The organism is Lysinibacillus sp. NPDC093197, assembly GCF_044754025.1.
Classification (GTDB): Bacteria; Bacillota; Bacilli; order Bacillales_A; family Planococcaceae; genus Lysinibacillus.
The window spans coordinates 200,041-218,445 of record NZ_JBIVOH010000004.1; the positions used below are offsets into that span (position 1 = coordinate 200,041).

Annotated in this window: 14 protein-coding genes and 1 other RNA gene; 5 read left to right on the forward strand and 10 right to left on the reverse strand. The window is 34.7% G+C overall.

Annotation, left to right across the window (positions count from 1 at the left end; translation table 11 throughout):
* Positions 1–163 precede the first annotated feature (163 nt).
* The 3 genes from ACIP9G_RS13275 to ACIP9G_RS13285 form a co-directional block, all read right to left on the reverse strand.
* Positions 164–907, reverse strand: coding sequence for a restriction endonuclease (locus ACIP9G_RS13275; protein ID WP_401019954.1), 744 nt, complete (start codon positions 905–907; stop codon positions 164–166).
* A complete protein-coding gene (locus ACIP9G_RS13280; protein WP_401019956.1) occupies positions 900–1,649 on the reverse strand; it encodes a hypothetical protein in 750 nt (249 codons plus the stop codon). The genes ACIP9G_RS13275 and ACIP9G_RS13280 overlap by 8 nt, the downstream gene beginning before the upstream one ends.
* 1,334 nt (positions 1,650–2,983) lie before the next feature.
* Positions 2,984–3,910 carry a hypothetical protein gene (locus ACIP9G_RS13285; protein WP_401019959.1) on the reverse strand — a complete coding sequence of 309 codons (927 nt, stop codon included), beginning with the start codon at positions 3,908–3,910 and terminating at the stop codon, positions 2,984–2,986.
* Between the two features lie 922 nt (positions 3,911–4,832).
* On the opposite strand from ACIP9G_RS13285, the gene ACIP9G_RS13290 reads away from it, so the two are divergent.
* Positions 4,833–5,357: a JAB domain-containing protein gene (locus ACIP9G_RS13290; protein ID WP_401019962.1), complete on the forward strand. Its 525-nt coding sequence runs from the start codon at positions 4,833–4,835 to the stop codon at positions 5,355–5,357.
* A gap of 326 nt (positions 5,358–5,683) precedes the next feature.
* Here ACIP9G_RS13290 and ACIP9G_RS13295 read toward each other — a convergent pair whose 3' ends face one another.
* Positions 5,684–6,979, reverse strand: coding sequence for a hypothetical protein (locus tag ACIP9G_RS13295; RefSeq protein ID WP_401019965.1), 1,296 nt, complete (start codon positions 6,977–6,979; stop codon positions 5,684–5,686).
* A gap of 313 nt (positions 6,980–7,292) precedes the next feature.
* On the opposite strand from ACIP9G_RS13295, the gene ACIP9G_RS13300 reads away from it, so the two are divergent.
* From ACIP9G_RS13300 to ACIP9G_RS13315, 4 genes are all read left to right on the forward strand, one after another.
* Entirely contained in the window at positions 7,293–7,931 is a 639-nt protein-coding gene (locus tag ACIP9G_RS13300) for a hypothetical protein (protein WP_401019968.1), read from the forward strand.
* Complete coding sequence (locus ACIP9G_RS13305) at positions 7,912–9,558, forward strand: DNA primase family protein (protein WP_401019970.1); 1,647 nt, start codon at positions 7,912–7,914, stop codon at positions 9,556–9,558. Before ACIP9G_RS13300 ends, ACIP9G_RS13305 begins: the two co-directional genes overlap by 20 nt.
* Positions 9,559–9,684: 126 nt before the next feature.
* Entirely contained in the window at positions 9,685–9,942 is a 258-nt protein-coding gene (locus tag ACIP9G_RS13310) for a DNA-binding protein (RefSeq protein WP_401019972.1), read from the forward strand.
* A gap of 101 nt (positions 9,943–10,043) precedes the next feature.
* A complete protein-coding gene (locus ACIP9G_RS13315) occupies positions 10,044–11,210 on the forward strand; it encodes a site-specific integrase (protein WP_401019975.1) in 1,167 nt (388 codons plus the stop codon).
* Between the two features lie 133 nt (positions 11,211–11,343).
* Here the strand turns inward: ACIP9G_RS13315 and ssrA are convergent.
* From ssrA to ACIP9G_RS13345, 6 genes are all read right to left on the reverse strand, one after another.
* Positions 11,344–11,699, reverse strand: a transfer-messenger RNA (tmRNA) gene (gene ssrA, locus ACIP9G_RS13320).
* 242 nt (positions 11,700–11,941) lie between these two features.
* A complete protein-coding gene (locus tag ACIP9G_RS13325; RefSeq protein WP_401019978.1) occupies positions 11,942–13,306 on the reverse strand; it encodes an anti-sigma factor family protein in 1,365 nt (454 codons plus the stop codon).
* Positions 13,287–13,826: an RNA polymerase sigma factor gene (locus tag ACIP9G_RS13330; protein WP_401019981.1), complete on the reverse strand. Its 540-nt coding sequence runs from the start codon at positions 13,824–13,826 to the stop codon at positions 13,287–13,289. The genes ACIP9G_RS13325 and ACIP9G_RS13330 overlap by 20 nt, the downstream gene beginning before the upstream one ends.
* A gap of 690 nt (positions 13,827–14,516) precedes the next feature.
* Complete coding sequence (gene smpB, locus ACIP9G_RS13335) at positions 14,517–14,984, reverse strand: SsrA-binding protein SmpB (protein ID WP_340822545.1); 468 nt, start codon at positions 14,982–14,984, stop codon at positions 14,517–14,519.
* A gap of 57 nt (positions 14,985–15,041) precedes the next feature.
* Entirely contained in the window at positions 15,042–17,495 is a 2,454-nt protein-coding gene (rnr, locus tag ACIP9G_RS13340) for a ribonuclease R (protein ID WP_401019984.1), read from the reverse strand.
* Between the two features lie 38 nt (positions 17,496–17,533).
* Positions 17,534–18,280 (reverse strand): alpha/beta hydrolase, encoded by a 747-nt coding sequence (locus ACIP9G_RS13345; RefSeq protein WP_401019987.1) that lies wholly within the window; start codon positions 18,278–18,280, stop codon positions 17,534–17,536.
* Between the last annotated feature and the right edge of the window lie 125 nt (positions 18,281–18,405).

Here is an 18,405-nt window from a genome sequence, read left to right on the forward strand (position 1 = left end):
ACTTCATCGTATTTCGAAATCGATTGTTTTACAACATCATCAAATGAACGCCCTGTTTCACGTTCAAGCTCATCACTGATTGGGTGCTATTTTATAACTAATATCTATTATCTTTTTGCATTAATCCTTAATAGCAAATAAAGATATTTAAAATGCTTTATTCTTATCGAATAAACCAATTCAAATCTTCAATTTCAATAGGAGAGAAATGATATTTATATTTTTCCAATTCACTAGTCTCTGGATTAAAAAGTAATATTGGGAAATTGTACTTTTTTTTCATAGCCCTAATATCTTTCAAATGTTTTTGAGTAATACCTACTAATACAGTCGATTCATCTTCCATATCTAACATCTTTTCTTGAAAGAGTTTAGCATAATACTTACTTTCAAATAAATAAAGGTTTCCATCAAAAAGAAGATTTTGCTCTAAAACATTTCCCTTGTCTAAATTCATGAACATCCAAAAAGGATCCCCTATAGTTCTAAAATTAGGAATTAAATATTTTTCATTTTGACTTAAGGAAAGTTTTCTAAAGTCTGAATACTTTATAAACTTAATGTTTTCATATTCAGAAACTAGTGCAGCTCCTTTTTGTAACTTACTCTCTGATAAAAATATTCCATTTATATTACCAACACTTCTCAATTTATAAGCAAAGTCAGTTAATTGACTTTTATTTATTGCCTTATTCCAGTTCTTACACTCAATAGCAACTCTATATTGAATTCCAAAATGTTCATACTCATAGAGTATATCAAACTCATGAGTGGCTTTGTCTAATCCAATAAGTGGAATACGTTTTGATATTTTTGCATTAAGCCGCTCGTCTTCTGCGATTAACTTACAAATTTCTTCTACTACATCTTCAAACCTCCGTCCTTTGTTGCGTAACTTATTAAACAATACTATCACCTCTCAAATACCATTTAAGGATGTTATCATTACCAGGTGCATATGCTATATGTAAGGACTCCATGTCTACTAAACTACCAAAACTCGGTCTTACTAAAGCTAAGCTTTTTTCTTGTAAGGTCATTATATTTGCAATTATTTTCAAATGATTTTGGCTTAACCCAAATACTTTACAACTCCCACCTTTTATTTCGGCAAACTCCTGAGCTTGCTTAAAAGATAGGAATAACGGAACCATATTTTCAATAGTTTCATAATTCCCTACATTATCTCCTTTTTCATTTATTTCCATAACAGTCCAAAAAGGATCCCCTATAACGGAGTCATCAGGAAGTAATATACCAAGATTTTTACTTATACTTTTGTTAATTTCTTTTCTAAAATCAAATTTAATTAGCCTAAGCTTGCTTTTAGCTGCATTTTCAGCCTCTAATGTCACTTCTGAATTATAATATATAATTCCAATTGCTTTAAAGGTTAAGTCATCAACTGTATATATTAATTTTTTCACATCTTCAATAGTAACCTCTCTATCAGCCACAACATTTATAACTGTTCTCTCAACATTATTCATTTGAACAAACTCTAAATAGACATCAACATGGTTATTGTTCATTGTTTTCCCCTTGAAGATTTGATTAGTCACTATTCTTGGTCTATAAATATTTTCAGAATTAAATCGACTACTAATCATTCCAACAACAAGATCTATTAGTATTTTATTACTTTCCATAAATCCCCCTATACAATAAAAAATGTAAGTATATAAATTATACGTCACTTATTCAAATTTTTATAATCTGTATCATAGAAAAGTGTAGATAAAGTAAAAACTCTAGTTTTTCAAGTGGAAATAAAAGAGGTTTTACCTTTATTATCAGTAATACCTCTCTACTCTTCAAAGACTTAGCCATTTCCCCCTGGCGGGATTTTGGCGGAGAACCTATTCATTTTTGATTGTTTAATCCATTTTACGTACTATCGAAATGCAGTCAAATCAACGTTTTCACTTCAAATGCTCTTAGTTAACTATTCCTACTCAATAGTAGAGAACTCCCAATCCCCTTGTTTTACAGGATTTCTTTAAGCACAATATTATTTTGGTGGTGTTTTTGGTGGGAAATACAATTAGCGAGCATTCAGCAATCGAAATCTCTTTCTTGTAGTACGGTTCCCCGTAATGTGTTGAAGTACGATTATTTTTATAAACCCGTTTAAAAAGAATAGGATATTGAGTCCCTGGGTATTAAAAAGAGTCACGCACTTAACGGTTATACAATTTAAAAACATCTCCTCACAAAATGATAATTTTCCAATCGAATACCCATAATGCAATTAAATAGGAAAACGAACCTATTGAATTTTACAGCCCAAATGACTCAGTAGAAGGAGATATCATTATCGTAGTTAAACTATTTAACCAACCACTAAACATACCAAGAAAGTCAAAAATAATTTTTATTGAGGAGCGGTAAGTATAGTATTTATCAATGCACTAAAAGATTGCTTCAAAGGTATTTCCGCAGCAAATAAAGAGCTAATAAATGATGTCAAAGAAATTGCTGTCGAAACAAAACGGGATATCTTTTTAACAACGAGAGGTTCCTCTTGTAGGTAACACCATGGATAAAATAAATCGAGTATTGACTACTTTAAAAAATTTGTTTATATAATTCCTGTTCTATAGAGATTAAGCTAGGTAATCTCGATCATTTTATTAAAGCAGCCTATGATTTCTTTTTAATGATAATAGGCTTGTGAATTTAAATATCGATGGAGATCCCAGTCATATTAAAAAGAGTTATTAATGCTTCTAATTTGCATTAATAACTCTTCCAATAAATATTCTTAGCTATACAATTTTCTAGTTAGCTTCTATAACAGGTGCCTGATTTATGAATGTATCTCCACTGTATTCAAACGTTATCGGTTCTCAAAAAAACTTTGTTACCTTTTTAAAGGCACTATCATAGTTCCCCTGAATAATTCCATGTACGTTTTATATCATGAATTTCATCCCAATAAATTTAAACATAATCACCGATTTTTATTACTTAGGAGCATTTTTTAAGCGCTTAATATTCCAATACCAATTATTATTGCTAGCAGAATACTTAATACTATAAACATCTTCTTCACAAACGCCCCTTTGTCATAACGTAAATCAAACAATAAGTCGCTTATAAAGTCGATGAACCAAACACAAACTTTACGAAGGAGTTTGAGTGAAAACCAAAGAAGTGTAATTGGCCAAAATAGAAACATTATCCAAAATTTAATATTGGAATTTACATACATTGATTTTGTAGGTCTTGATTCCGACGATATCTGTATTGGCTTTCTTACTTCTACATAACTACCCTGTTGATCTTCATGATAATTCCTTGAAACTACTTTTGGATATTGTGGGTTTTGCAGATAATAGTGATCATCCACGCCAATGTCTTGTGCTGTTATTTTTCCTGTTAAAAATAGTTTAATTTGAGACTCACTATATTCACATGATTCGTATTCATCAAAATACTCACGATAAATACAATATTGTCTTTCATACTGTCTAGCATCTAATTCTATTCTCGCTTGATAATATTCTTTCGCACTTGTAATTCGATCTGCAAAAAATAAATCAGGTAAATATATGTACTGATAAGCATGTCTCATTTCATGTGCTAAAGTAGAAATGAGATAATATGCATCAATAATTTGTATTTCATGTAAGCTACTTGAATAAAAGCCTCTATGTCCCCCTGGTAATTTTGTACCGCGTGGATACACTACAACTTTTGGATATACTTTTAAATTCTCTGCAATAATTTCATAGTTTTCATAAAGCGTTTTTTCTGTAAATGGATCAACTGGTCCCAAAAATCGAAATTTTTCTTTTGCATATCCAGGTCTATTAATTCCATTCATATCATTATGCTTTAAATATCCATTGCGTTGCTCCGAAAAAGCCAATTCAACTAAATTATTTCCTACAATATTTAGTTTCACTGATACCTTCCTAGTTTTGGAGGGGATGTTTTTTATAATCTTTTCTGTAAAATCATAACCACATTTTCTACATCTTTGCGAAAAAGGTCCGCAATATTCAGAGCAACGAGGACAAGATTTCCCCTCATCTTGAATAAGCGCTTGGTTACACTTTTTACAAATTTTCGTTCCTAGACTGTTATGACAATTACATTTAGTACAAACCGGCATATTTTACCTCCGATATTTTCCTTTAAGATTTAAAAATACATTCACCATAAAAAACAATAGATGAAATTACCTAAACAAACTTTCTAAATTTAGAATTAGTTTCTAATGTTCAAATATATTATAACAAATATATGAAAATAGTCTCGCAAAAATAAAGTGTTCATCTAAAAAAAAGATTTTTTATGTCTATCTGATTAGGTAGCATTTTGATATATTCATCGTTTTATCTATTAACCAAGTGCTAAGATTCACCTATGCAGAAACTTTACCAATTTCAGTTGATCTATGAAATTTATTAAAACTAGTTAAGCACTTGAATAATGCACACTAAAAATACCGGCAAAATATGCTAAATCTATAAAAAGGGGTGTCGTGATTATTGATGAGTTTCCAGAGCTTAAAAAGAAGTGTGAGGGAGTATATATTTGAGCGAATATTCTAATGATTATGGAAAATTATATAACTGAAATATTAGTTTAATCTTAATTCATTGTGTTTAAGCACTTTATTTTCAGAAGCGCTTAGCCTGAATAAAACGACTCAGGTGGTCACTTAAGTTTTATTTAAGTTCCATTATGAGTAAGTAACTTTCAAAAATTGCAAAAAAAGTTAATAAGGGGATTATAATTATATATTATCAATTGAGTAAGCCATAGCATCTATTCCAGATGCTATGGCTTTTGCTATTTACTAAAATAAAGGAGGAATTCATATGAAGGTATATGAATCACAACAAATAAAACAATTAGAGCTACTAGAAGGAAGTTTTTGTATGGAGAAGCAAATAAAAGTGGTACCAGCAAAGCGTGTAAATATTGTACAAGTAAAGTTAGTAAGAGAAAAAACATTACTTTACAAAGATCGTAAAATACGTTCACCACGTTGTGCATATGACCTGATTCGTGATTTCCTAGGCGATGTTGATCGTGAGCATTTCATTGTTCTTTGCCTTGATACAAAGAACCAACCAACTTGCTTACAAGTAGTGCATATCGGAAGTCTAAATGCAAGTATAGTTCATCCTAGGGAGGTACTGAAGCCCGCTCTGCTTAGTAATGCCGCTTCAATAATTGTAGCACATAACCATCCCAGCAATGTATCTGATCCAAGCCCCGAAGACATTGAGGTTACAAAGCGTTTAGTTCAAGCTGGGGAAATCCTTGGAATAGATATACTTGATCATCTTATCCTCTGTACAGATACATTCCGTTCTTTAAAAGAAACTGGTTGTATGTAAACAAATAATTGAAAAAAGGTGGTTAACTAAAACTTTTATATACTTAAAGTCTTCAAGTAATATTACATTTATAGGAGGCGAAAATGCTTAAGAAGTTACTTACGTCAGTTGTCTTGGTGATAATTAATGAAATAGCAAAAGAGATTATTAAAAATAGCGATCAATCCAAATGATACAAAAACAAATAAGAGTCATAAATGCTTTAAAATGCATTTATGACTCTTTTAACCTTTTGTTTTTTTAAAACCTCGTTCATTCTAGGTAAATCGTGAATATAATTTCAGATCTTATAGATTAAATATGAATTTTATGGTAATTTTAGAAACTTAATTCTCTTCTTTTTTAGTAGTGTTATTCTTACCTTTATAAAAGCCTTTATATGCATAAGCGTATGCTTCATATAAATGCATCTCTATATCATCCTCTGAGGAAGGTAAATATACTGGTAAGCCTTCTTCTAAGATATTTTCAACTAATTCCTCAAATGGTTCTTCTTTTGAGAAAAGTCTATATATCGTAAAGTCTATAAGAATCTCTTTTGGTACATGTTCTAGTGGCTCTTGGAATATTGGGATATATCTTTCTTTAATAACATTAACTAAAGTATTTTTACAGTGGTCAAAAATTTGATTAAAGGTAGTCCAAACCTCTTTATTTTCAAATAAAGTTTCGCTGTAATAATCATTAATGAGTATTGTTTTTACACCGAGATTATTTAGCTTGGCAAGCTTACCAACTCTAGCGAAAATTTTCTGCTTTTTTTCATACCTTGCGTTCTTATCCATATCATCGATACTATCTGCTAGTTGATACTCCATATAACCTGACTCTGTCCTGAAGGTTTCTACTACATTATAGATATCATACAAATTAGTCGTTTCATTAAATAAATACAAATTCAGTGACCTATTATAATTAGCATTAACACCAGAATGATTAACTATTAAGGAGTTAATAAATGCTTGAAAACTTTTCTGTCCATCAATAAATATACCCTTTTCATTTGGATATTTACTTTTTGTAAATTTTAGTGGTAAATACTTCGTCTTAACTATATTTATCTTCCTTGATAAATCTTGATGTGTGAACATTAAAGCAAAAGCATACCAAGGAAAAATTATTTTAGGAACTTTTAAGTGGATAGTATCACGATTCACATTTATTTCATTAATTAAATCCTCTGTATTTAAGAAATCAAAACTAAGGCTATATTCTTTAATTTGCTTTTCAAACGACTCATAACTAAAGAATAACTCCTTTACTATGTTGGGGTATTTTTTAGGTTCCCGTTTAAGTCTAAAATAGTCTATCATATTGTTTAAAGCATCATTTAATACTGACATTTTTACATCAGCAATAAAGTTGTCAACTAGACTTATGTATTCATGCTCTTCAATATCATCATCATTTTCCTGGATAAAAGGATATTTTTCATAGTTCTGACAATCTAAAAGCAAATAAAAAAAACTTTGTATACCTTCATTAACAATTTCTAATTCAAATCCACTACTGTTAAGATTCCATTCAAATATTGGAAATTTAATACTATCTTCCTCAAAACTCCTTATTACAGATATGGTATTAGTTAAAACTCTATTTATTAATGATTGAGCATAATCCAAAATTGCTATTCTCCTTTTCTGTTCATCATGTTCAATGTAATTTAATAACTTTTGCTATACCTATCTATATATTAACAAGATTATAAATTAATAAAAACTAGATATTTTAGTATTAGAATTCCAGTTATATACCAATAAATTCGATAATTTATAAAATTTACATAGAACACTTTGAACACCTATAACATAAAAAAACCGTATTTACAACACTATTAAAATACAAAATACACATTTATTTCTGCATTCTAGGTGCCTATTATGATTTTCAGTATTCTAATAAGATTTATACATACTATTAAGGAGGTTTTAAAATATGAAAGATTCAAAAGTTATAAAAAAACTCAATTCCCTAATCGAGCAGAGCAAAAAAAATTTAGGTGACAGCTTCTGTTTGAAAATTACAGATGAAAGTGTGGAGATATATGGTATTACTGATAAACAAATAATACTTTACAATGCAGCTTTATTTATGAGAATTAATAATCAAACTTTTATTAAAGGTTTCTTTGATAAAGAAAAATATGAATTTTCTTCAATTAAAAATCTACCAGCTTCATCAGATATAGTAATTGGGGTAGATTATAGTGTTATAAATGATAATATAATTTACCTTAAGCTCATAAATGAAGGTTTTTACTCGTTTTCAGCCTCAGATTTAAGTGAAGATGATGCATTTTATCTCTATTGGGAATATAACAACAGTTCTTGCATAACAATTTTTGAATACAATCCTATTGAAGATGATACAGTTGTATTAGAAACTATTTCCTTGAATAAAGTATCTTTGAGAAAAATCCTAAGAACATTTGTTCAAAATCTCCTTTCTGGGCATAAAAGCAACAATATTAATTCATCTTTTTTTACCAAGAATTTGATAATTGAGGAGATTAAAGATACTATCGTTAAATCAGATGATGAGGAGGTGTACTCGAGTGAATCTCAATGGAAATAAAGGAAAAATATCCTATAAAGACCTTATTGAGTCAATTATATTACCAGGACATCTGCCTGATTCTGATTTACATAGAGTCAAGCAAGGTTCACAGGATTTAAACTTTGAACCGGTATCACCCTTACAAAAGTGTGAGAAGCCAAAAACTCCAATACGCATTTCGGAGCCTACAGGAGAATTTACTGAAATAAATCTACCTGGTTATCTGTCTAATTCGGATTTTCATAATCCGAAGCTAGATTCACAAGAAGTTAGCTTTGAAAAGATTACCTCTCCCCATAAACAGGATGTGCAAGTCACTCAGAATCCTTTGCCTGATAAAAAAACAAATAACCAAATAATTCATAATCACACATTAGCTGAATTACTAATTGATACACATAGGTTTGCAGTTATAGAAGGCAATTTATACTACTGGAATCAAGCATTAGGGTATTTTGTAAGTCTTACCGGTGAAAATGCAGATATATTCATTAGGCAAAATATACCAGATAAATATAAAAGTAGAATTTCGTTTAACAGTTGTCAGGAAATACTCCGATGGATATTAGCTAAAGATGAAATGAAAGTAAATGAAGAACTTTTGGTACCACGAAAGTCATTTGTAGCATTTTCTAATTGTATTATTAACATAAAGGATTTTTCATCTCATTCACATGATCCTGATTATTTCTTTACATCTGTACTAAATGCAGAATATCCGCTTAGGGGTATACCTGATGCACCTGTATTTGAAAGCTTTATGAGTCAAATCACTGGTGGAGACCAAGGGCTATATATGAGACTACAAGAGCTTTTTGGTTACGTAATTTCTGAGATAAGAGATGTCAAGGTTATTCCTTATCTTGTTGGAGTTAAAGACTCCGGTAAATCCATTATTCTGAAACTTCTAGAACACTTAGTTGGCCCAGATTTTTTTACTAATCTTAGTTTTAGTGAACTTAATCAACAAAGCTACTTGTGCCAACTTTTCGAAAAAAAGTTAAATACTTGTGGTGAAACATCTGAAATAGCCCTTAATCGTTTAGATAATTTTAAAAAATTATCTGGTGGTGACTATGTTATGGCTCGCTACTTATACGGACAAGCTTTTAAATTTATTAACAAAGCGGCTCTTTTATTTGCAGGGAACCATTTACCTACAATAAAAGGCATCGATAAATCGAATGCTTTTAGTCAAAGACTTGCAATTTTTCCATTCAATCATCAAGTACCAAAAGAGGACCAAGATATTCATCTATTTGACAAGCTAATCAAAGAAACCTCATATATTGCACATTGGTCATTAATCGGCTTACAACGTTGGATTGATAATAATTTTCAGTTCACTACATGCGAGCAAATCGAAAAGATGGCTAAGGAATATTCTGAGGAAACTAATTCAATTGATAGTTTTATAAAAATATGTTGTTATATGAATTCTGACTCAAAAACACATAATGACGTTTTAGAAACAGCATACAAAAAATATTGTCGTAGCTACGGTATGATTGAAGAGAGCTCTAGAATGTTTCATAAGCATATGAAAACGTTACCCAGATTAACATATTCTCGTTTTAGACTATATGACGAAAATAAGTATGGATATATTGGTATAGGACTAAAAGATACAACTTACGAAGTGTGAAGTGATTAAAAACTCTTCATTAATATATATATAAAACCTAGCAAACAAATACGTTAAATAGTAAATAAAAAAGATTTCTTTGCTACAAACAAGGTACAACAAATATTTCTAAAAGGAGACAATAAGATGGTAAAAGAAAAAGATTTTGAAGAAAAACTCAAACAAGTTATTGTTTCAGAGACTAAGAATTTATTAAAAAAATACCCGAAGCCCTTAACATTACAAGAATGGTTTAGTCTAACAGATGGAGCAAAGTACACTGGTGTATCTTATAACACCTTTATGAAATTTAGAAGTTTAGGGTTAAAAGTATGCGAAATTGAAGGCATCAAACGCGTATCAAAAAAAGAAATCGATCGCTTCCTAGAAGAGCATAGCTTTTAAATACTATGAGAGGATTTTTCCCCAGTTAAATTATATATTATAACTGTGAGGATCAATCCTCTCTTTATTTCTTGCCCCCGCAACGATATTAGGAGGATCGCATGACAAAAAATAATTCTTCATCCATCAAAAGTTATGAAAACAAAGATGGTAAAACGTTATATAAATTCCAAGTTTATTTAGGTGTAGACGAGCTTACAGGTAAAGCTCGCAGTACTACCCGTAGAGGTTATAAAACGAAAAAAGAAGCTGAACTCGCTTTAGCACGTATCAAACTTCAAGTCTCTGAAGGCACATACAAACAAAAAAGCACAGAGACATATCAGGAAGTATACGATCTTTGGATCACTCAATACGAAAAAACTGTTGAAGAAAGTACATTTGTTAAAACAGTCGGCTACTTTAAAAATCATATCTTACCTTCTATGGGCAACTATCGTATCGAGAAAATTACGATTGCTATTTGTCAAAAACATTACAATGAATGGGCTTCAAAGGTTAAAAAGGCTCGTACCATTAAGTCCTATGCTAAAAAGGTATTAGATTTCGCTATTGTGCATGGCTTTATTCAAACGAATCCCTTCACTCATGTTGAGACAAAAGTTAAGAAGGCTTTTACGGAGAGTGGTGAAGATGAAAATGAAAACTTTTATACGAAGGAAGAGTTAATTTTATTTTTAGAGAAAGCAAAAGATCACCTTAACTATAAAGCATATGCGCTATTCCGTTTGATTGCTTATACAGGTATGCGTAAAAGCGAGGCCTTAGCTTTAACATGGAATGATGTGAACTTTGTGGAAAGTGAGTTAACTATTAATAAAGCTATTGGACGTGGTAAACAAACACAGCTATATTTGAAGACCACTAAGACTGGTAAACCTCGCATGATCAAATTAGATGAAACAACTTTATCGATTTTGAAAGAATGGAATAAGCTTCAAAAGCAGCAATATATTCAATTCGGCATTAATACGCTGAAGAAAAATCAATTGATGTTTAGTAATACAAAAAACGATTTTATCCAACCTGGTCAAGTTCAGAAGTGGATGTATAGTGTTCAAAACAAATACACTTTGAAGAAAGTATCACCACATGGCTTACGCCATACGCACTGCTCACTTTTATTCGAAGCTGGTGCGAGCATTAAAGAAGTTCAAGATCGACTTGGGCATTCTGATGTAAAAACTACTTTAGACATTTATACACACGTCACGAAAAAGGCCAAAGAAGGCGCTATACAGAAGTTTGTTAGCTATTTAGAAGGTTAAGTTTTTGACTTAGTTTTGACTAGAAAATGACTAGATTTCAATGAAAACAGGTGAAATTGGATGAAATTAAAAAAGTGCCAAAACCCTGTATTATCAAGGGTTTTGACACTCTGTGAAATCATTTGATTCCATAAAATGGAGACGGCGGGAGTCGAACCCGCGTCCAAAGACTCCAATACTTCAGCTTCTACGCGTGTAGTTTGTCCATTCGCAATTCGCGTAGCATTATGCCGACAAACAGGCGTCCTGTACGCTAACCTGGAAATCTCTTGCCGGTGACTCAGGTGGCACCATCGACCGTATCCCACTAAAGTTGGGCCCCACGTTCTCTACATGGGCGATAGAGAGGCAGAGCGCTTACGAGCTTACGCTGCGAAAGCTAAGTTTTGTTGTTTGCCAGTTATTATATAACTTCCGTTGATGACGGAGCCGAGACCTCCGACGCGCGACCAAAGCTTGAACCATCCCTGTCGAATCCGTAACGTCCCCTTGAATATGATGCGAAGCTTATTGCCTCGATCAAACAAAGAGCTAGAATTGCTTCTAGTACGGTTGAAGAGTAGTACTACGCTTCAATACATCTGGCATTAACAATTTTTATTATAAAACAAACCTAGCTGTACTTCAAGTATAGTGCCTTATTTACAGATTTATAGTTCTATATCAACTCCAAAAAAGCATAGTAAAAACACCTTTTTAAAAATAATAAAGGTGTTTTTTCATCTAAGCTATTATCGTATTTCCACTCGAATCGGTTCATCAAAGTAAACATATTTTAATTCCGTTTGACCGTAAAGGATAAACGAATCTAATTGAATTCCCTCATCGAATGTGATTGTTGTATACTTTTTTTCTTTATCTTCTCGGAAACGGGCTGTATCCCATGCTGTTTTATTATTCACTGTAATATGCCAGTCGTTAATTGTCGTTGTCTTTGCGTCTGATGAAATTTCAAGACGTTGGTCGGGTAATAGCTTTACTTCATATAGTGTATCTTTATAAGTAAATGTGTAAGGTAATTGGTCCAATGTTAGCGGATGTCGGACATTCGTCGGTAACTCATACTTGGCACCAGTAACAGCTATATAGCCGCCTTCTCGTACACTTGGATAGGCACTTATTGTATCGGTATGAGCGTAGCGATCATTTTGAGTATTTATATTATCCTCAGGAACTGAGCGTTTTAATTTTTGTCCATCAGCGTCAATAACGTCATAAAGTATTTGTGCATTATAACCTGCATAAGCTTCCTTTTCCTTTAGAGGTAAATCAACTGTATACTTTTCTACTTGTTGCTCTACGAATGTTGCCATCTCCTCCGTAAATTTTGTTTCAAATTTGAAGAGGGAGTTCTGTGGTCCATGTTGTGCACGGATAAAGTTTACGTCAACGCCATCTTTCTCAAACGTGGAATGTAGTGTAATAGTCTCTGTTTGGGCTAACAATTCCTTGCGATCAATCGGTACTTCAAGCGTCCACTGACCATCCTCGTCATAAATGTGTTGGTAGTTAAATAGAAGCTTAAATTCATCATGTGTGACATTAAATAATGGGAATTCATAGGTGATTTCATTTGCTGATTGATCTGCAGCGTAACTTGCTGCTTCGCTTTTCCCGTTTGGTAGCACGAGTGCAACATCACCCTTCGTTGATTCATTAAAGAACATTTCCTTACCATTATAGCCAGATGTAGCTAATGTTACTGTTATGAAAGCATCAGTTAGCTTAACGTCTTTTACTTTTATCGTAATAGGCGTAGAACTAGTTACAGGCTCCTGTTTCACAGTCGAAATTAATAGAAATAATAATGCGGCTGTGACGAATGCGGCTGCTACAAAAGTTGCTCGCCAGCCGCGCTTTTTTGTATGGGAAGTCTTTTTCTTTGGTAATTGATCCATCACTTGATCTGTAAATGAATCGTCAACATGCACTGCAGGAAACAGGGAGCTTATGAGCTGTTCTGTTTCTAGCTGTTCATCCAGTAATGCAGAGCAGGTTGCACACGATTGAATATGCTTGTCCATTTGCATCATTTTGTTATCGTCTATTCGTCCGTCGATAAAATCGTGCATTTCTTCAGTTGATAAGCAGTTCATTATTAATCTCTCCCTTCAACATAGCGTTTCTTAGCCGTTTCTTTGTTCTATGCAGTCGGTTTCGTACTTCCGATATTGGAATATTAAGTGTCTCAGCGATTTCTTCGTAAGAGCAATTACTAGCATACTTCAGGACGAAAACTTGGTACGTTTTGTGTTCCAATGTTTTAAGCCATTGTTGAAGCAACTCGTTCTGTTCTTTTTCAATCATTAACGATTCAGGTGTTTCTAATGAGGGCGTTTCCTCAATTGGTGTCGGATCTTCCTTATGCTTTCTTTTAAAATCAATCAGTTGATTAATCGCGATACGAAAAAGCCATGCCTTAAAAGATCCACCTTTAAAATGAAGTAAGTTTTCATAGCATTTGATAAATGATTCTTGTGCAATATCTTTCGCCAATTCCTCGTCATTCGTTTGATAGGTTAAATAGCTGACAAGTGGCTGCTTATATGTATCAACAATGATGCGAAATGCTTGTTGATCCCCGGCAATAATTTTTTGTATCAGCTGCATTTCCATGAGACCACACCTCCTTACATTAAAAACGTAAAATCTTCAAAAAAATCTCACCTGCGTGGAAATATATTTTGAAATGAACGTCGAAACATTCTTTTTATTCGGTTTTAATTGTTCTTGCTCCGCGGGATTCTCTCCTCATTTCGTGGATTCTCCCGTTTCGCGGAAATATCTCCTTGTTTCGCGGAATTACCTCCTCATTTCGCGGAATTACCTCCTCGTTTCGCGGAATCCTCACCTTACTTGGCGGAATTACCTCCCCGTTTCGCGGAATTCTCCCCTTACTTCGCGGAATTCTCCCCTTACTTCGCGGAATTACCTAATCATTCCGCGGAATCCTCACCTTATTCCGCGGAATTACCTCCTCGTTTCGCGGAATCCTCCCCTTACTTCGCGGAATTACCTAATCATTCCGCGGAATCCTCCCCTTATTTCTCGGTATTACCTACAGCGTGGTAGGCGATACTTTTTAATTCGAGCGGAGGGCGGGCGACTCCTGCGGGAACGCACGCATGGTAAGACGCAACAAGCCGCACGGAGCGAGGGTTGCGGCTTACGGTGTGCCCGCGGAAAGCGCACGCCCGTAGCGGAAATCTCCTCCGCTTCACAGATAAGCCCGTGCCCATAGACTTCATCTTGCTCCCGCAATAAAAAAGCTCACCACAACAAGTGGTGAGCTCCTCTCTCAATCTATCAATATTGATTTTTTGCTTTGAAGGTACGTTCCATTTCGCGTTTTGCTTCTTTTTTGCGCATGTCGTCGCGTTTGTCGTAGTCTTTTTTCCCTTTGCCGACGCCGATAAGGAGTTTGGCATAGCCATCTTTAATGTACATTTTTAAAGGGATGATTGTGTAGCCGTCACGTTTGACAGCACCTACTAGTTCGCCGATTTGCTTTTTATGTAGGAGCAATTTGCGGGCGCGTAGTGGGTCGTGGTTGAAACGGTTACCTTGGTCGAATGGGCTGACATGCATGTTGCTAATCCATGCTTCGCCGCTTGTGATTCGAACGTAAGAGTCTCGTAATTGGACTTTACCTGCACGAATGGCTTTAATTTCTGTGCCTGTTAGTACCATGCCCGCTTCAATCGTTTCTTCGATGAAGTAGTCATGCCCTGCTTTTTTGTTTTGTGCTAATACTTTCCCAGTACCTTTTGCCATCTTGTTCACCCTCAATTCAAAGGTTGAGCAGGACTTAGCCTGCTCACGCTGGATTTTTTATTTACGTTTTGTTTTTTTCTTTTTGCCTTTTTTGGCGATGCCTTCGTAAAACTTTTGCTTTTGCTTTACGCCTTTTTTCGGGCCTGGGCTTGAGCTATCTTTACGTTGGCCACGTGGATCACGGTCACTTCCACCGCGTTCTCTGCGTTTCGATGAGTCACCATTGCTTTGTTTTTCATCGTCACGGCGACCTCTTCCACCGCCTGAACCTGAACGACTGCTACGGCTACTGCGCCCATCTTTATTATCATTATAATTTTTACGCGCGTGAATGACTGTAGGTGTTGCTTTTCTTGTTCTTCCATAAGAAGTTACCATTCCTACGATTTCAAAGTCAATCGATGACTCTTCGATAATAACGTTTGCGACGCGTACTTTTACTTCATCACCGATGCGGAATTGGCGGTTCGTACGTTCCCCAATCATAATCATTTGGCGATCATCGAAGCGATAATAATCGTCGGTCATATTGCTAATGTGCACGAGGCCTTCAATCGTATTTGGTAGCTCGATAAAGATACCGAAGTTCGTAACAGAAGAAACAATGCCCTCGAACTCTTCGCCGATTTTATCAGACATATATTGTGCTTTTTTCAATGCGTCTGTATCACGTTCTGCATCGACTGCACGACGTTCGCGTTCTGATGTGTGGTCGGCAATTTCATCCATTGCCATCGACCACTGTGCAATCGTTTCTTGCGACGTGTCTTTATTAATTAAATACGTGCGAATTAAACGGTGGACAACTAAGTCAGGATAACGACGAATTGGTGATGTGAAATGTGTATAGAAATCAGTCGATAAACCGAAGTGACCGATGCTTTCTGGATAGTACTTCGCTTGTTGCATTGAGCGTAGTAGCATCGTCGAAATAACTGGCTCTTCAGGCATGCCTTCAATTGCTGCTAAGACATCTTGCAATGCTTTTGGATGCACCGTATTGCCTGTACCTTTAATTAAAATACCGAAGTTCGTTACGAATTCAAAGAAGCGTTGAAGCTTTTCTGGCTTTGGATCTTCGTGAATACGGTATAGGAACGGTACATTCATCCAATGGAAATGTTCTGCAACGGTTTCATTGGCAGCAAGCATGAAATCTTCAATTAATTTCTCTGCTACAGTGCGTTCACGTATTTCAATATCTACTGGCCATCCATCTTCATCGACGATCACTTTCGACTCTTTAAAATCAAAGTCAATTGCACCGCGTTGCTCACGTTTATGGCGTAAAATTTTTGAAAGCTCTAACATATGTTTAAACATCGGTACAAGTGGCTCATAGCGAGCAATTAGCTCTTCATCTTGTTCCTCTAAAATTTTGTAAACATCTTTGTAAGTCATACGCTCTGTTGTTTTAATGACACTTTGGAATATTTCATGCGCAATGACATTACCATTGCCATCAATAATCATTTCACACGATAACGTTAGGCGATCTACCTGTGGATTTAAAGAACAAATACCGTTCGATAGTCGATGCGGAATCATCGGAATAACACGGTCTGTTAAATATACACTTGTCGCTCGGTCATAGGCTTCAATGTCTATTACAGAGCCTTGTGTTACATAGTAGCTGACATCTGCAATATGTACGCCAAGCTTGTAGGTACCATCTACATTTTTTGTAACAGTTACCGCATCATCTAAATCTTTTGCATCTGCACCATCGATTGTGACAATCGTTTCATGACGTAAATCACGACGTCCCTCTAAATCAGCAGGAGAAATTTCATCAGGCACTCGTTGTGCAGCAGCAACGACTTCTTCTGGGAACTCTGGTGGAATATCGTGCTTATATAAGATCGATAAAATATCGACACCTGGGTCATTTTTATGTCCTAAAATTTTTGTAATATAGCCTGTTGCTGATTTTAAATCTTCTGGCCATGTCGCGATTTCAACGACCACTTTGTGCCCATCAACAGCACCTAATGTATCGCCTTTCGCGATGAAAATGTCCATTGGTAGTTTTTTATCGTCCAATACGACAAAGCCGAAGCCTCTATTTGCTTGGAATGTTCCAACAAATGAAGTTTGGCCGCGTTCTACAACTTTTGTGATTGTACCTTCGCGGCGATCGCCAAATGATTCCTTTAACACACGAATAAGTACTGTGTCGCCATTAATGGCACCATTTACTTCGTGCGGTGGAATAAAGACATCGTCCATACCCTCAACATCAGGTGCGACAAAGCCAAAGCCTTTTGCGTGGCCTATAAATTTACCACGTAGTAAATTCATGCGCTCTGGTAAGCCGTAACGATTTGAGCGTGAGCGTACAACTAAGCCCTGCCCCTCCATTCGCACGAGCGTTTTAACGAGCTCCTTAAATTCTTCTGCATCCTCAAACCCAAATTCGTCTTCTATTTCTCCAACGGTTAAAGGTTTATATTCTTCTTCACCGAAAAAATCGAGTAATCGACTTTGTAGTGAATCTTTTTTGTCCGTCATACTAATACCCTCCCTCATGTAAAAATCCTAAATCATTTTTAGTGTGCCCAATTTAGGCCTTCTAAAAAACGATAAATATCTTCATGTAATTGATCTTTTTCTTGATCTAATGTTATAACGTGCTTTGAGTTTTCATACCATTTGATGTATTTTTCTAGTGACTCAGTTTGATTATATATAATGTTGGCAGATTCTGTCTCTATTACCTCATCATTTGTCGCCTGTACGACAAAAATCGGGGCATAAATCATATCTATTTCTTTTCGAGTCTGCGCAATAAACTCACGTAGTTTTTGTAATGATGGCATACCTTTTTCAGCGATTAACGACACTTCCGCATCTATTTCTGTGTCAGTTTTACCTTCAAATTTTTTGTATTCTTTTGCATATTTCAATACGCCTTCAAACATTACGTCTGTAGTTCGCATCGTCATTGGTGCACACATTGTCACAATGCCCTTTACAGGATTGTTTAGCGCTACATTTAAAGCCATTACACCGCCAAGTGATAGTCCTGCTACGGCAATTTCCTCATAGCCAGCATCTTGTAATTGTTGGTACGCAGCTTTGACATCTTGCCACCAATCAGTTGGTCCTGTTGTAATGAGTTCTTCAGGTTGCACACCGTGCCCTTTATAATGAGGCGCTAATGTAGTATACCCTTTTTTCTCTAAATATCTACCAAGCATACGCACATCTGCAGAGCTACCTGTAAATCCGTGTAATAATAACACTGCACGCGGACCTGCTTGAAAGAAAAATGGCTGAGATAATGATTTGTTCATGGCAAGTTCTCCTTCACTGTAAAACATATTCACTCTATTATAGCCATATCCATTATACATTGGCGTAATTTAGCATCTTTCATACGTATAAAATCTACATTATTCGTCTAAGTTCATCTATGTAC

What these genes read in the sequence shown, in the direction of transcription:
- ACIP9G_RS13300 (WP_401019968.1), top strand. Translation starts at nt 7,293, where the DNA reads ATGAAAGATTCAAAAGTTATAAAAAAACTCAATTCCCTAATCGAGCAG.
- ACIP9G_RS13290 (WP_401019962.1), top strand. Translation starts at nt 4,833, where the DNA reads ATGAAGGTATATGAATCACAACAAATAAAACAATTAGAGCTACTAGAA.
- ACIP9G_RS13310 (WP_401019972.1), top strand. Translation starts at nt 9,685, where the DNA reads ATGGTAAAAGAAAAAGATTTTGAAGAAAAACTCAAACAAGTTATTGTT.
- ACIP9G_RS13280 (WP_401019956.1), bottom strand. Translation starts at nt 1,649, where the DNA reads ATGGAAAGTAATAAAATACTAATAGATCTTGTTGTTGGAATGATTAGT.
- ACIP9G_RS13330 (WP_401019981.1), bottom strand. Translation starts at nt 13,826, where the DNA reads ATGGAAATGCAGCTGATACAAAAAATTATTGCCGGGGATCAACAAGCA.
- smpB (WP_340822545.1), bottom strand. Translation starts at nt 14,984, where the DNA reads ATGGCAAAAGGTACTGGGAAAGTATTAGCACAAAACAAAAAAGCAGGG.
- ACIP9G_RS13345 (WP_401019987.1), bottom strand. Translation starts at nt 18,280, where the DNA reads ATGAACAAATCATTATCTCAGCCATTTTTCTTTCAAGCAGGTCCGCGT.
- ACIP9G_RS13325 (WP_401019978.1), bottom strand. Translation starts at nt 13,306, where the DNA reads ATGAACTGCTTATCAACTGAAGAAATGCACGATTTTATCGACGGACGA.
- rnr (WP_401019984.1), bottom strand. Translation starts at nt 17,495, where the DNA reads ATGACGGACAAAAAAGATTCACTACAAAGTCGATTACTCGATTTTTTC.
- ACIP9G_RS13315 (WP_401019975.1), top strand. Translation starts at nt 10,044, where the DNA reads ATGACAAAAAATAATTCTTCATCCATCAAAAGTTATGAAAACAAAGAT.